The sequence below is a fragment of the Aminobacter sp. P4_D5 genome (genome assembly GCF_056401815.1).
In genome coordinates this window covers 1-13,880 of the sequence record NZ_JBFUIP010000029.1, presented here as the reverse complement: position 1 = coordinate 13,880, position 13,880 = coordinate 1, and the positions used below count along the sequence as shown (strand labels likewise).

Here is a 13,880-nt window from a genome sequence, read left to right as displayed (position 1 = left end):
CTATCCATGACCGACCAGAACCAAATCACCATCGACGTCGTCTCCGACGTTGTCTGCCCATGGTGCTTTCTTGGAATGAAGCGCCTGGAAAGCGCACTTGCCAGCCTTCCCGAGGTCAAGGCCGAGGTGCGGTGGCGTCCATTCCAGCTTGATCCGACGATCCCGCCGGAAGGCAAGGAACGCAAGGCCTACATGCTGGCGAAATTCAGCGACGAGGCGCGCCTGCAGCAGGTTCACGCCAATTTGGTCTCGCTCGGCGCGGTCGAAGGCATTGCTTTTGATTTCGATGCCATCACGGTTGCGCCCAATACGCTCGACGCCCACCGCCTCATCCGTTGGGCGGCGGCTTCCGGCAATGACGTGCAAGACAGGCTCGCGCGTTCGCTGTTCAGCCTCTATTTCGAGCAGGGCAAGGATATCGGCGACCACGCCGTGCTGGTCGAGGCAGCCCGCACCGCAGGCATGGATGCGGCCGTGGTCGAATCGCTGCTTGCCACCGACGCCGACCGCGACGACGTGACCAATGAGATCGTCACTGCCTCACGCATGGGCATCACCGGTGTGCCGTGCTTCCTGATTGATGGCAAATATGCGGTCATGGGCGCCCAGGATTCGGCGACACTCGCCGACGCCATCCGCCAGGTCGCTACCGAAAAGGCAGCCGGCGCGCCGACGCTCAACTGATCTTCATATTGCCGAAAATGCCGATCCCTCGTCGCCGTCAGGTGGTGAGGGATTTGTGCATTTAAGCCGCTTGTTCGGCGAGCTTCGCCAACTGCGTCATGATGACGGCCGAGCCAGCCAGCCGCTTCTCCGGATTTGGCCAGTCGCGCGCAAACACCACGCTGTGGTCGGGCCTGATCTTGGCCAGCGAGCCCTGCTCGGCGATGTAGCGCACCAGCCCGGCCGGATTGGCGAATTCGCGCTTGCGGAACTGCACCACCACGCCCTTCGGCCCGGCATCGAGCTTCTCGACATTGGCCTTGCGGCACAGCGCCTTGATGAAGACGATCTTGAGCAGGTGCTTGACCTCTTCCGGCAACGGTCCGAAGCGGTCGATGAGTTCGGCGCCGAAACCGTCGATCTCTTCGGTATTCTCCAGATCGCCGAGACGGCGGTAAAGCGCCAGCCTGAGCTGGAGGTCGGGTACGTAAGCCTCCGGGATCATCACCGCCGTGCCGACCGCGATCAGCGGCGACCAGCCTGTGTCGATCGCTTCGCCGCTGCCACGCAGCTCGGCCACTGCCTCTTCCAGCATCTGCTGGTAGAGCTCGAAGCCGACTTCCTTGATGTGGCCCGATTGCTCTTCGCCCAGAAGGTTGCCGGCACCGCGAATGTCGAGATCGTGGCTGGCGAGTTGGAAGCCTGCGCCCAGCGTATCGAGCGACTGCAGCACCTTGAGCCGGCGGTCGGCGGTGGTGGTCAGCGTGCGGTTGGCCGGCAGCGTGAACAGCGCATAGGCGCGCACCTTGGAGCGGCCAACGCGGCCGCGCAACTGGTAGAGCTGGGACAGGCCGAACATGTCGGCGCGATGCACGATCAGCGTGTTGGCCGTCGGAATGTCGAGGCCGGATTCGACGATCGTCGTCGACAGCAGCACGTCGTACTGGCCGTCATAGAAGGCATTCATGATGTCGTCGAGCTGGCCCGCCGCCATCTGGCCGTGGGCAACAGCGACCTTGAGTTCCGGCACTGATTCCTGAAGGAATTGATGCACTTCCGCAAGGTCTGCAATGCGCGGCACGACATAGAAACTGTGGCCGCCGCGATAGCGCTCGCGCAACAGTGTTTCGCGAATGACCAGCGGGTCGTAGGGCGAAATGAAGCTGCGCACCGCCATGCGGTCGACAGGCGGGGTGGCGATCAGCGACAGTTCGCGCACCCCCGTCAGCGCCAGTTGCAGCGTGCGCGGGATCGGCGTCGCCGATAGCGTCAGCACATGCACGTCGCTCTTCAGGTCCTTGAGCCGTTCCTTGTGCTTGACGCCGAAATGCTGCTCCTCGTCGATGATCAGCAGCCCGAGATTCTTGAACTGGATCGACGAACCCAGCAGCGCATGCGTACCGACGACGATGTCGACAGTGCCGTCGGCGATGCCTTGCTTGGTCTCGGCCAGTTCCTTGGTGCCGACAAGCCGCGAGGCCTGCCGGACCTTGATCGGCAGGCCGGCGAAACGCTGCGTGAACGTCTTGAAATGCTGGCGCGACAAAAGCGTCGTCGGCACCACCACCGCCACCTGGAAACCTTCCATAGCCGCGATGAAGGCTGCGCGCAGCGCCACCTCCGTCTTGCCGAAACCGACGTCGCCGCAGATCAGGCGGTCCATCGGCTTGCCAGCTGCGAGGTCCTCCATCACGGAATCGATGGCGCTCTGCTGGTCGTCGGTCTCCTCATAAGGGAACCGCGCCGCGAACTCGCCATAAACACCGTCCGGCGGATTCATCGCCGGGGCTTCGCGCATATGCCGTTCGGCGGCGATCTTGATCAGTTGGCCCGCCATTTCGAGCAGGCGCCGCTTGAGCTTCGCCTTGCGCGACTGCCAGGCACCGCCGCCGAGCTTGTCGAGCGTCGCCTCAGCCGAATCCGAACCGTACCGCGACAGAAGCTCGATGTTTTCGACCGGCAGGAACAGCCTACCGTCAGAGGCATAGTGGATTTCGAGGCAGTCATGCGGCGCGCCCAACGCCTCGATGGTCTTCAATCCGACAAAACGGCCGATGCCATGATCGGAGTGCACGACGATGTCGCCCGCCGATAGCGACGAGGCCTCGGCGATGAAATCGGCGGCGCGCTTGCGCTTCTTTGAACGCCGGATCAGCCGGTCGCCCAGAATGTCCTGCTCGGCAACAAAAACCAGTTCGCCAGACTCGAAGCCCGCTTCGATCGGCAGCACGGCAAGACCCGCCTCGCCCGGCTTCAGCGATTCGACCTCGGCCAAGTTCGTCACGCGCTTGAGGTTGCCGAGATGGTGCTCGTCGAGGATCTGCGTCAGGCGGTCGAGCGAACCCTCGGTCCAGCCGGCAACGACGACGCGCCGCTTGGCCGCGCGCTGGTCTGCGATATGCCGGGCCACCACGTCGAAGACATTGGCGTTGGGATCTGCGCGCTCTTCGGCAAAGCTGCGGCCGGCGTGCGAACCGGCGTGCAAGACCCTGCGTCCGCTCGAAAAAGGCGTGTCGAAGGGCGTCAGTTCGGCGTTGACCTGGTCGGCGAGTGCTGAGGTCACCTCGTCCGGCGACAGGTACATCTGTTCCGGCGCCACCGGCTTGTAGGGCACCGCGTCCTTGAGGCCCTTGCCTTCCGCCTGCTTGCGGCGGGAATCGTAGTGGTCGAGGATCAGCGTATGGCGTTCGCCGAGCGCCTCGCGCGCCAGATGATCGAACACGACCGGCGCGTCGGGCAGGTAGTCGAACATCGTTTCGAGATGCGAATAAAAGAACGGAAGCCAGTGCTCCATGCCGGCAAAGCGCCGGCCCTCGCTGACCGCGGCATAAAGCGCATCGTCGCGCGATGGCGCGCCAAAGGCGTCGATATAGCTGCGGCGAAATTTGCTGATCGTCTCCGGCGTCAGCGCCACTTCGCTCATCGGCTGAAGCGTCACCGAGTTGCGGCTGCCCGTCGTGCGCTGGGTGGCGACGTCAAAGGCACGGATCGTCTCAAGCGTGTCGCCAAAGAAGTCGAGCCTGAGCGCGTCGGCGGCGCCGGGCGCATAAAGATCGAGGATGCCGCCGCGCACGGCGAATTCGCCGACGCCACGCACCGTGGGCACGCGCTCGAAGCCGGCGCGTTCGAGCCGCGCGACCAGCAGGTTCATCTCGACCTGATTGCCCGGCTTGGCGCGGAATTCCTGTGCCTCGATCGCCGCCGATGGCGGCACGCGCTGCAGCAGGGCATTGGCCGTCGTCAGAACGATCGCCCGGTGCGGCTCCTTGCGGAGCGCAATCATCGCCGCGAGCGCATCAAGCCGGCGCGCCGCAGCGTCCGAGCCGGGGGAGACGCGGTCGTAAGGCAGGCAATCCCACGCCGGCAGTTCGAGCACGGGCAGCTCGGGTGCAACGAACGCCAACGCCTCGACGATCTGCGGCAGCCGCTGTCCGTCGCGTGCGACAAACAGTAACGGCTTATCGGGCGCCATCTCGCCAGCAGCGGTCGCCAGCGCAAAGGCCTCGTAGCCGTCGGCGACGCCATCGACGATGAACTGTCCGGCGCGACCCTTCGGCAGGCCGATTGGTTTGATCAGGCTCATGATTTCACTCAGGCTGTGAATGCGCCGCGCGACGCCACGATCTGGCGGTAGACGTCATGGTCGACAGCGTCTGGCACCGCGTGCTCCCCAATGATCCACGACAACAGCTCCTTGTCGGCGATGTCGAGCAGCACCTCGTAGTGGTCGAGCTCGTCGTCGCTCAGCTTGTGGATATTGGCGTCGGCGAAACTGCCAAGGATCAGATCCATCTCGCGCATGCCGCGGTGCCACGAGCGGAACAGAAGCTTGCGCCTGCGCGTGTCCAGCCCTTCGCTCGAGCGTGTCGATCCGGTCATTTCAGCAAATCCTTTGGTGTCCCGGCGCATATAGCGTGGATAGCTCGTCCTGTCAGCCTTTGCCCCGGCAACTCCAGCGCATAAGCTGACATCATGCGCCCATCATTGCTTGATCCGTTGTTTTCTCCCATCACTTCGCTCGCCGGCATCGGACCCAAGGTCGCTGTGCTGATCGAAAAGGTCGTCCCGGCCGATCTGGGCGACCGTGCGGCGCGTATCGGCGACCTGTTGTTTGTCCTGCCCAATAGCGTCATTGACCGGCGCAACCGTCCGGGCATCGCGCTCGCCGCCGAAGGCGCCATCGTCACGCTCGACGTGCGCATCGACAGGCATCAGCCCGCACCGCGCGGAAACCGATCGGCGCCCTACCGCGTCTTTGCCCATGACGACACCGGCGAGATCGCGCTGACCTTTTTCCACGCGCATGCCGCCTACCTCGAAAAGGCGATGCCCGAGGGTGAACACGTGATCGTCTCGGGTCGCATGGAGTGGTTCAACGGCCGCCCGTCGATGGTCCATCCCGACCATATCGCGCTCGCCAGCGAAGCCGACAAGTTGCCGCTGATCGAGCCGGTCTATCCCCTCACCGCCGGCCTGTCGTCAAAGGTGCTGCGCCGCGCCATCGGCCAGTCGCTCGAACGTCTACCGGCTTTCCCCGAATGGCTCGACGCCGAGCTGATGCGGCGCCAAAGCTTTCCAAACTTCTCCGCAGCTCTCCAGCGCATCCACAATCCGATCGACCCGATCGACGCCTCGCCCGAAAACGCCGCTTGGCGCCGGCTCGCTTATGACGAATTGCTCGCCGGCCAAGTCTCGCTGGCTTTGGTTCGGGCCCGGGTACGCAAGCTGCATGGTCGGCCGCTGACCGGAGACGGGCGCATTGTCGATGCCTTGCGCTTGGCCCTGCCCTATTCCCTGACCGGTTCGCAGCAGGTGGCACTCGAAGAGATCGAGGCCGACCTCGCCAAGCCCGAACGAATGCTGCGGCTGCTCCAGGGCGATGTCGGCTCGGGCAAGACGGTAGTCGCGCTGCTTTCGATGGCGCGCGCGGTCGAAGCCGGCGGCCAGGCCGCTTTGATGGCGCCAACCGAAATCCTCGCCCGCCAACACCTCGCCACCATCGCACCGCTGGCCGAGCGTTTTGGCATGTCCGTCGCCGTGCTCACCGGCCGTGAAAAAGGCCGCGAACGTGCGCAGATCCTCGCCGGGCTGGAAAGCGGCGAGATCGACATCGTCATCGGAACGCACGCGCTGTTTCAGGAAACGGTGAAGTTCCATGACCTCGCACTTGCTGTCATCGACGAGCAGCACCGCTTCGGCGTCCACCAGCGCCTTGCCATCACCGCCAAGGGCGATGCCCCCGACATGCTGGTGATGACAGCAACCCCCATCCCGCGCACGCTTGTGCTCACCGCCTTTGGCGACATGGATGTGTCGCGCCTGACCGAAAAACCCGCTGGACGCCAGCCGATCCGCACGGTCACGCTGCCATTGGAGCGTATTGACGAACTCGTTGGTCGCATCAGGGATGCGGTAGCCGAGGGCCAGAAGATCTACTGGATCTGCCCGCTGGTCGAGGAGTCCGAGGAGATCAAGCTGATGTCGGCGGAGGACCGCTTCGCCTCGCTCCAGCCTGTCTTCGGCAATCGCATCGGCCTCGTCCATGGCCGCATGAAGGGCGCCGAAAAAGACGAGGCGATGCGCGCCTTCAAGGCGGGCGAAACGCGCGTTTTGATTGCAACGACTGTCATCGAGGTCGGGGTCGACGTGCCCGATGCCACCATCATGGTCATCGAGCACGCCGAACGTTTCGGCCTTGCCCAGCTTCATCAGTTGCGCGGCCGCGTCGGCCGTGGTTCGAAACCGTCGTCCTGCGTGTTGCTCTACAAGGACCCACTCGGTGAAACCGCCAAGCGCCGCCTGTCGGTCATGCGTGACACCGAAGATGGTTTCCTCATCGCCGAAGAAGATCTGAAGCTACGTGGCGAGGGCGAGATTCTGGGCACGCGCCAGTCGGGCACTCCGGGCTTCCAGGTCGCCCGCATCGAGGCACATGCCGATCTCTTGGAGATCGCCCGCGACGACGCGCGGCTGATTCTCACCCGCGACCCCGATCTGGTGTCGCCCCGCGGCGAAGCGCTCCGGCTGCTGCTTTATGTGTTCGGTAGAGATGAAGCGGTGCGCTTGCTGCGCGCCGGTTGAGGCAGTTCGCCGACCGGCGGGTTGCCCATTGGCCCGTCAACCAGAACGCCCTTCGCTGCTGCCTTGCTCTTGACCTCGGGTGCCACCAGCCCAGCCGAGACGATCAGCTTGGCGCCATCCTCGATGCTCATGTCGAGCACCACGATGTCGGATTTCGGCACATACATCAAAAAGCCGGTCGTTGGGTTAGGCGTGCACGGCATGAAGACGGCGATAAGCGGATCGCCCTCCTTGTCCAGCTTGTMGTTGATTTCGGTCTGCTTTTCATTGGCAACGAAAACCAGCGACCACACGCCCTTGCGCGGATACTCGACCATGCCAACGGTCCGGAACATTTCGTTCTTGTTCGACAGCACCGTCTCGAACAACTGCTTCAGAGCCTTGTAAAGACCGCGCACCAGCGGCATGCGGTTCAGCAGACGCTCGCCGAACGCAACGATTGCCCGGCCGATGAAATTGGCGGTCAAAAAGCCGATCAGCGTGATCAGCACCAGCGCCACGATCAGCCCGAAGCCCGGCACCTTGATCGAGAGATAATTATCCGGATTGTAGGTGTTGGGAATGTAGGGCTTCACCCACGAGTCGACCCAGCCGATGAACGACCAGGCAATGTAAACGGTAATCGCCAGCGGCGCGCAGACGATGAAGCCGGTGAGGAAGTAGTTCCTCAGCCGCGTCATCGCCGAAACCTTGTATGCGTCCGACATCGTTCACCGCCGCCCTATTTGCAGCGCAACATTAGTGAACAGCCGGGCGCTTTGAAACAGCGATCTTCGTAGGGGCAGTCCCCTGGGATGTCGCGACGACTGCCAAATTGCTTGCCGGGCAACAGCCGTCCGCAAGAAGCCGGTCCGCCCAGCGCTTGATCAGGGCGAAGCATCCGCTTGGCAAAAATCAGTCGCTATTTCAGGTTCTCTATGATGCAGACAAATCTGGTCGGGTCGGCCGCAGGCTGTTTGATGAGACCGTTCGACCTGATCCGAACAACGCGATCCCCAACGGTATCCGCCTCATTGCCTCCGACGGTCCTCACATAGCGCCCATTTCCGTCGGAGCCTTCTTCAATCACAATTGCCGAATGCGAGGCGTATTGCTGGTGCGCGGCAGCGTGGTCAAAGCCGAAAGTGTTGCCGCCGCGATTGTTCTGAATGATATCCCCGATCTTCGGTGCGTATTCCGAGATGCTGCGTCCACGGAAAACACCTTCCTCATTCCGTGCATTCCTGATCGCCTTGAACACGAACTCTGAATGGCTATCGGCGAACCGGAATTCGGCCGCCGTCGCGCCAGCGCACTTGATAAAGTAGGAAACAAACACCGCCGACCAAGGCGTCCCAACGCCAGGAAACTGCATTCCAATGTCGGTCCAATACTTCCTTATTCGGGAAGCCATTCTCGATGTGGTTTCATGCGATCCATGAAGCAGATCGAATTCGGCCTCGGCCAACGAGGCTAGTTTCGTCGCATAGGTTGTTGGCATTTGACACCCCCAGACAATGCCGGGCCAGAATACGCGCCGAGAAGCTGCATTGCAACCTATATTTGCATTAATGGATGCAATTCAACCATAGATGGCAAATGGGGCATGGTCGCACCAATCCGAGCGACGAATTCGCCGCCCGGAGCAATTAGACAAACACCGGAGGGATAAACCTCGCCCTACTCCACCGTCACCGATTTCGCCAGATTGCGCGGCTGGTCGACGTCGGTGCCCATGAACACGGCGGTGAAATAGGCCAGCATCTGGATCGGCAGCGCATAGATGATCGGCGCGATGAACTCCGGCACGTCGGGCAAGACGATGGTTTCCATCGTCTTCACGGTGGCCTGCGCCGCTCCCTTCTGGTCGGTGATCAGGATGATCTTGCCGCCACGCGCCGCCACTTCCTGCATGTTCGACACGGTCTTTTCGAAGATGCGGTCGTGCGGTGCGATGACGATGACCGGCATGTTCTCGTCGATCAGCGCGATCGGCCCATGCTTGAGCTCGCCCGCGGCATAACCCTCGGCGTGGATATAGGAGATTTCCTTGAGCTTGAGGGCACCTTCCATGGCGAGTGGAAAATTGGTGTCGCGGCCGAGGTAGAGCACGTGCTTGTAGGATGCGAGTTCCCGCGCCACCTTCTCGATCTGCTTGTCGAGCTTGAGCACCTGGGCTGCATAACGCGGCGTTTCCGACAGGCTGCGCACCAGCGCTCTTTCCTCGTCGGGCGTAATCGTGCCGCGCTGCGAGGCGGCACGGATGGTGAGCGCCGCCAGCACCGAGAGCTGGCAGGTGAAGGCCTTGGTCGAGGCGACCCCGATTTCGGGGCCTGCCAGCGTTGGCATCGTCACGTCGGATTCGCGCGCCATCGTTGATTCGCGCACATTGACGATGGCGCCAATCGGCACGCCCGCCTTGCGGCAATAGCGCAGCGACGCCAGCGTGTCGGCGGTCTCGCCCGACTGCGATACGAAGAACGCGGCACTCTTCTTCGAGATCGGCATTTCGCGGTAGCGGAACTCCGAAGCGACATCGATGTCGACCGGCAGCCGCGCATGGCGCTCGAACCAGTATTTGCCGACCAATCCGGCGAGATAGGCCGTGCCGCAGGCCGAAACCGCCAGGCGGTCGATGTCGGCGAAGCTGAACGGCAGGTCGAGCGGCTTCGAGGTCCCTTGCGTGAAGTCGAGATAATGCGCCAGCGTGTGCGAAATCACTTCCGGCTGCTCATGGATCTCCTTTTCCATGAAGTGGCGGTGATTGCCCTTGTCGACGAGGTAGCTTGAGCCGACCGACTGGCGCCGCTGGCGCTCCACCGGCGTGCGTTCCATATCGTAGATCTGGAATTCATTGCGGCGCACCACGGCCCAGTCGCCATCCTCAAGGTAGGTGACGGAATTGGTGAAGGGTGCCAGTGCGATTGCATCGGAGCCCAAAAACATCTCGCCCTCGCCATGGCCGATGGCCAAGGGCGGTCCGTTGCGGGCGCCGACGATCAAATTGTCGTCGCCCTTGAACATGATGGCCAGCGCAAACGCGCCGCTGAGCCGCTTCAGCGCCGCATGCGCCGCATCGATGGGCTTTGCGCCGCCCGCCAACTCGCGCGCGATCAGATGTGCGACCACCTCGGTATCGGTCTGCGAGGTGAATTCGTAGCCGTCGCTTTGAAGCTCATCACGCAAATCGGCGAAGTTCTCGATGATGCCGTTGTGGACGATCGCCACGCCGTTGGAAAAATGCGGATGCGCGTTGGTCTCGTTGGGCACCCCATGGGTCGCCCAGCGCGTGTGGCCGATGCCGATATTGCCGTCGAGCGGTTCGGCTTTCAGTCGTCGCTCGAGATTGATCAGCTTGCCTTCGGCGCGGCGGCGCGCCAGTTCGCCGTTCTCGATGGTGGCGACACCGGCGGAATCATAACCACGATATTCCAGCCGCTTCAGCGCATCGACGATCAACGGTGCAACCGGCGTCTGGCCGACAATTCCGACAATTCCGCACATGATCTCGCCCCGTCCAATCCCTCAAAAGCCCTGTCGGCCTTTTAGGCAGCACAACGAACAAGCGGAAGTCACATTCCGTTTCGCTGCGTATCAGCCATCCAGTTCGTCAGGATGGACCACAATGGCACGCTAGGATTGAAATGCGGTTACTTCGTGCCGGCCTTCTTCGCTGCCGCCGCTGAAGCGAAGCGCTCGCGCAATTCCTTGCCCTTGCCGGGCATTGTCTTCTGCCGCGCGCGGCCAAAGGCCAGCGAATCTTCCGGCACCTCGTCGGTGATGACGCTGCCCGATGCGATATAGGCCCGCGCGCCGATGGCGATCGGTGCCACCAGCGACGTGTTGGAGCCGACGAAGGCGCCCTCGCCGATGTCGGTGAAGAACTTCGAGTAGCCGTCATAGTTGCAGGTGACCGTGCCCGCGCCGATGTTGGCGCCAGCACCAACGCGCGCGTCGCCGATATAGGTCAGGTGGTTGACCTTGGCACCCTTTTCGATCGTCGCCTTCTTGACCTCGCAGAAATTGCCGACCTTGGCTTTTTCGTGCAGTTCCGCGCCTGGCCGCAGCCGTACGAACGGCCCGATCTCGGCACGCGGGCCAACATTTGCTCCCTCCAGATGGCAAAACGCATGGACCGTCGCACCATCGGCGATCGTAACGTTCGGGCCGAACCAGACATTCGGCTCGACCACAACGTCCGAGCCGATCTCGGTGTCGTGCGAGAAATATACAGTCTCAGGCGCGATCAGCGTCGCACCGTCGAGCATCGCCGCGCGGCGCCGGCGTTTCTGCCAGATGCCTTCCGCTTCGGCCAGCTCGGCACGGTTGTTGATGCCCAAGACGCTTTCAAAGCTGGCCTCGGTCGCCACCACCGTCAGGTCGGCTCTGTCGGCGATCTCGACGATGTCGGTGAGATAGAACTCACCCTTGGCATTGGCGTTGCCGACCTGGTCGAGCAGCTTGAGGGCGTGCGCGCTCGAAATCGCCATCAAACCGGCATTGCAGAAGCCGATCTTGCGCTCTTCGTCGCTGCAATCCTTGTCCTCGCGGATCGCCACCAGCTTGCCGGCCCTCTCGATCAGGCGACCATAGCCTGCTGGATTCGGCGGACGAAAGCCGATCACAACGACAGCAGCGCCTTCAGCGAGCTTTGCCCGCGCCAAAGCCAGCGAATCGGCCTCGACCAGGGGCGTGTCGCCGAACATCACCAGGATGTCGTCATGGCCCTTGGCGATCGCCGCGCGTGCCGCCAGCACCGCATGTGCCGTGCCCAGCCGCTCAGCCTGGACGAAGATTTCGGCTTTCGGGGCAAATGTTTCGGCTGCCTTCCTCACCTCGTCGCCGCCATGACCGACCACCAGCGCGATGCCGTCAGCTCCCGCTGCCTCGGCTGTCTTGGCGACATGCGCCACCATCGGCAGGCCAGCGATCTTGTGCAGCACCTTGGCCTGGCTGCTTTTCATGCGTGTGCCCTCGCCGGCGGCAAGGATGATCGACAGGCAGGTTCTCGATGTCATGGCGTCGTCCGGGTTTGCAAAAGGCGGCTGGAATCGGCCACCTTTCTAGCATTGCTGGCAATCGCCTCCAATGCAGACGGAATGGGGCCGTTTCTTGGAGCTACCCGAGTTGCCCGAGTACAGGGAAGCGTTCAAGCAGCCAGTAGGACGCGGCCTGCACGCCGCCGGTCAGGAAAAGCACTCCGGCCACCACCAAAAGCGCGCCGATCGCCTTTTCGACCTTGCCGAGATGTACCTTGAACTTGGAGAGGAAGCGCATGAAAGCGCCGGAGAACATGGCGGCGATCAGGAAGGGAATGCCCAGGCCGAGTGAATAAACGGCCAGGAGCAACGCGCCCTCACCCACCGTTTCACGCCCGCCGGCCAGCGTCAGGATCGGCCCCAGCACCGGCCCGATGCACGGCGTCCAGCCAAAGGCGAAGGCGAGACCCATGAGATAGGCGGCGAGGTTGCTTGCTGGCTTGCCCTGCGACTGGAAGCGCGCCTCGCGCGACAGAAGCGGGATGCGCAATATGCCGAGGAAATTGAGGCCCATCAGGATGATGAGCACGCCCGCCGCCATGGCCAGCGGCTCCTGCCATGTGCGCAGCAACTGACCGATGGTCGAGGCTCCGGCGCCGAGCGCAACGAACACTGTGGTAAAGCCGAGTACGAAGGAGGCGGATGCGGCAAGCAGGGGGCCCCGGGCACGCGAAACGGTCGCCGTTGCGCCCTCAGCCTTGAAGTCGTCGACCGAAACGCCGGCCATGTAGCAGAGATAAGGTGGCACTAGCGGCAGTACGCAAGGCGACAGGAAAGATAGGGCTCCTGCCCCCAATGCGCTGAGATAACCGACGTCCAATGCCATTTAATGCCGCTCCACCGATGTTTAGGCCGCTATAGCGGCAGCGGCTATCAGGCACCAATCACCATTTTGTGGCAGTCATAGTCGGGCCGGTTTTTGCCGGCCCGAACAAGTCTTCGTTGGCGGAATTTCGCCAGATCTTAGTCGTGGCCAGATCTTATTCGTGGATCGTGTATTCGCCCAACTCGCAGAGGTTCTGCTTGTCTTCGGTGGTGTCGAGGCTTGATCCTTCCTCGAACTCGAAGCGCATGTCGTATTCGCATACGCTGCGGCCGTCAGCGATGGTGATCTGCATGCTCTCGCCCGCGCCCAGCGTGTCACGGCCGAAAATGTCGTCTTCCCACTTGTCGACGCCGACCGGCGAGGCATAGAAATTCGTCAGTACCGACGACGTGCCGTTCTTGAGGGTAAAGACCAGATCTTCCGCCTGGGCGACTGCGGGAAGAGCCGACATGACCAAAACGGAAGCAACGGCGAGTTTCAAAAAAGTACGCATTTATAAATTTCCATAACGATGGTGGCCCGATATTGGGCGCCATGATCTAGCAGCGGGACATGACGCCAGCAATATCACTGCCCCTTAATATTACGCTGGCCCAACGCGGCAGGCGGGGCATCTAGGACCGACATTCCACAGGCTGTTTGCAACAGCATTTTTCCGGTTGACCCGCCGGGGCACTCTCCCTATGTTCCGGCCGAATTTCGAGGTCGCCGCGCGGCCTTCGAGAGCACGTAGCTCAGCAAGTAAGCAGCTACGTACGGTCGGGCGGGTAGCTCAGTTGGTAGAGCATTCGACTTTTAATCGAATGGTCATGGGTTCGAGTCCCATCCCGCCCACCAGCATCTTGATTTATTCCCAAATCGTTGCGAACCAACCCTAAGGGAATGGATGTTGAGTTGCCCAGCGGGCTCGCAGCCCGATGCTAATTTAGCAACAAATTTCGTGAATACCGGCTCCCGGCGATTCCACGCAGCCGAACACCCTTCAGCAACTTAGGAAAATAGCAGCCGCTGCCGGTTACATAAGGGCATCGTGTCGATGACACACGCCCACAACAAATCTCAAATCCATTTATCTGAGGCACCCGCGAGCTGTCCGATCTCAGTCAAGATCTACTCTTGACGAACATCTTCCATTACAAGCTTGCACTTATAATATTCCGAGACCAAGGGAAGCATCGCCCTCACCCAATCATCTCGATTTTGCAGCCGGCCTGACCAGGAGTGCGTTACAATAGGCGAAATCTGAAGACCGGCTACGCACGCATCCGAGCCGATATGCCGCCTTATATGGG

Annotated in this window: 10 protein-coding genes and 1 tRNA gene; 3 read left to right on the top strand and 8 right to left on the bottom strand. The window is 61.9% G+C overall.

The features are described 5' to 3' along the window. Positions 1-6: 6 nt before the first annotated feature. A complete protein-coding gene (locus tag AC1DWF_RS09070) occupies positions 7-684 on the top strand; it encodes a DsbA family oxidoreductase (protein WP_476785457.1) in 678 nt (225 codons plus the stop codon). A gap of 61 nt (positions 685-745) precedes the next feature. Here the strand turns inward: AC1DWF_RS09070 and mfd are convergent, their stop codons facing one another. Both mfd and AC1DWF_RS09060 read right to left on the bottom strand, forming a co-directional pair. After that, positions 746-4,246: a transcription-repair coupling factor gene (gene mfd / locus AC1DWF_RS09065; protein WP_476788877.1), complete on the bottom strand. Its 3,501-nt coding sequence runs from the start codon at positions 4,244-4,246 to the stop codon at positions 746-748. 8 nt (positions 4,247-4,254) lie between these two features. Then, positions 4,255-4,542 (bottom strand): FAD assembly factor SdhE, encoded by a 288-nt coding sequence (locus tag AC1DWF_RS09060; protein ID WP_476786675.1) that lies wholly within the window; start codon positions 4,540-4,542, stop codon positions 4,255-4,257. A gap of 93 nt (positions 4,543-4,635) precedes the next feature. Between AC1DWF_RS09060 and recG the strand changes: the two genes are divergently transcribed. Continuing rightward, positions 4,636-6,744: an ATP-dependent DNA helicase RecG gene (recG, locus tag AC1DWF_RS09055; RefSeq protein ID WP_476788878.1), complete on the top strand. Its 2,109-nt coding sequence runs from the start codon at positions 4,636-4,638 to the stop codon at positions 6,742-6,744. Here the strand turns inward: recG and AC1DWF_RS09050 are convergent. The 6 genes from AC1DWF_RS09050 to AC1DWF_RS09025 all read right to left on the bottom strand — a co-directional run bounded on the left by AC1DWF_RS09050 (position 6,696) and on the right by AC1DWF_RS09025 (position 13,039). After that, positions 6,696-7,451: a DUF502 domain-containing protein gene (locus tag AC1DWF_RS09050; RefSeq protein WP_476841615.1), complete on the bottom strand. Its 756-nt coding sequence runs from the start codon at positions 7,449-7,451 to the stop codon at positions 6,696-6,698. The genes recG and AC1DWF_RS09050 overlap by 49 nt on opposite strands. Positions 7,452-7,645: 194 nt before the next feature. After that, a complete protein-coding gene (locus AC1DWF_RS09045) occupies positions 7,646-8,224 on the bottom strand; it encodes a DUF2272 domain-containing protein (RefSeq protein WP_476787255.1) in 579 nt (192 codons plus the stop codon). 179 nt (positions 8,225-8,403) lie between these two features. Next, the gene (gene glmS, locus AC1DWF_RS09040) at positions 8,404-10,227 is read right to left on the bottom strand and encodes a glutamine--fructose-6-phosphate transaminase (isomerizing) (protein ID WP_476804482.1); all 1,824 of its coding nucleotides are present in this window, start codon (positions 10,225-10,227) and stop codon (positions 8,404-8,406) included. A gap of 146 nt (positions 10,228-10,373) precedes the next feature. Next, positions 10,374-11,741 carry a bifunctional UDP-N-acetylglucosamine diphosphorylase/glucosamine-1-phosphate N-acetyltransferase GlmU gene (gene glmU, locus AC1DWF_RS09035; protein WP_476788881.1) on the bottom strand — a complete coding sequence of 456 codons (1,368 nt, stop codon included), beginning with the start codon at positions 11,739-11,741 and terminating at the stop codon, positions 10,374-10,376. Between the two features lie 100 nt (positions 11,742-11,841). Then, entirely contained in the window at positions 11,842-12,588 is a 747-nt protein-coding gene (locus AC1DWF_RS09030; protein ID WP_476786699.1) for a cytochrome c biogenesis CcdA family protein, read from the bottom strand. Between the two features lie 154 nt (positions 12,589-12,742). Then, positions 12,743-13,039, bottom strand: coding sequence for a hypothetical protein (locus tag AC1DWF_RS09025; RefSeq protein ID WP_476788886.1), 297 nt, complete (start codon positions 13,037-13,039; stop codon positions 12,743-12,745). Positions 13,040-13,349: 310 nt separating this feature from the next. Here AC1DWF_RS09025 and AC1DWF_RS09020 point away from each other — a divergent pair. Further along, a tRNA-Lys gene (locus tag AC1DWF_RS09020) sits at positions 13,350-13,425 on the top strand. The last annotated feature ends 455 nt before the right edge of the window (positions 13,426-13,880 follow it).

Coding starts and splice junctions, on each gene's coding strand:
- AC1DWF_RS09030 (WP_476786699.1), bottom strand. CDS start 12,588: ATGGCATTGGACGTCGGTTATCTCAGCGCATTGGGGGCAGGAGCCCTA.
- AC1DWF_RS09070 (WP_476785457.1), top strand. CDS start 7: ATGACCGACCAGAACCAAATCACCATCGACGTCGTCTCCGACGTTGTC.
- AC1DWF_RS09045 (WP_476787255.1), bottom strand. CDS start 8,224: ATGCCAACAACCTATGCGACGAAACTAGCCTCGTTGGCCGAGGCCGAA.
- glmU (WP_476788881.1), bottom strand. CDS start 11,741: ATGACATCGAGAACCTGCCTGTCGATCATCCTTGCCGCCGGCGAGGGC.
- mfd (WP_476788877.1), bottom strand. CDS start 4,246: ATGAGCCTGATCAAACCAATCGGCCTGCCGAAGGGTCGCGCCGGACAG.
- recG (WP_476788878.1), top strand. CDS start 4,636: ATGCGCCCATCATTGCTTGATCCGTTGTTTTCTCCCATCACTTCGCTC.
- glmS (WP_476804482.1), bottom strand. CDS start 10,227: ATGTGCGGAATTGTCGGAATTGTCGGCCAGACGCCGGTTGCACCGTTG.
- AC1DWF_RS09060 (WP_476786675.1), bottom strand. CDS start 4,542: ATGACCGGATCGACACGCTCGAGCGAAGGGCTGGACACGCGCAGGCGC.
- AC1DWF_RS09025 (WP_476788886.1), bottom strand. CDS start 13,039: ATGTCGGCTCTTCCCGCAGTCGCCCAGGCGGAAGATCTGGTCTTTACC.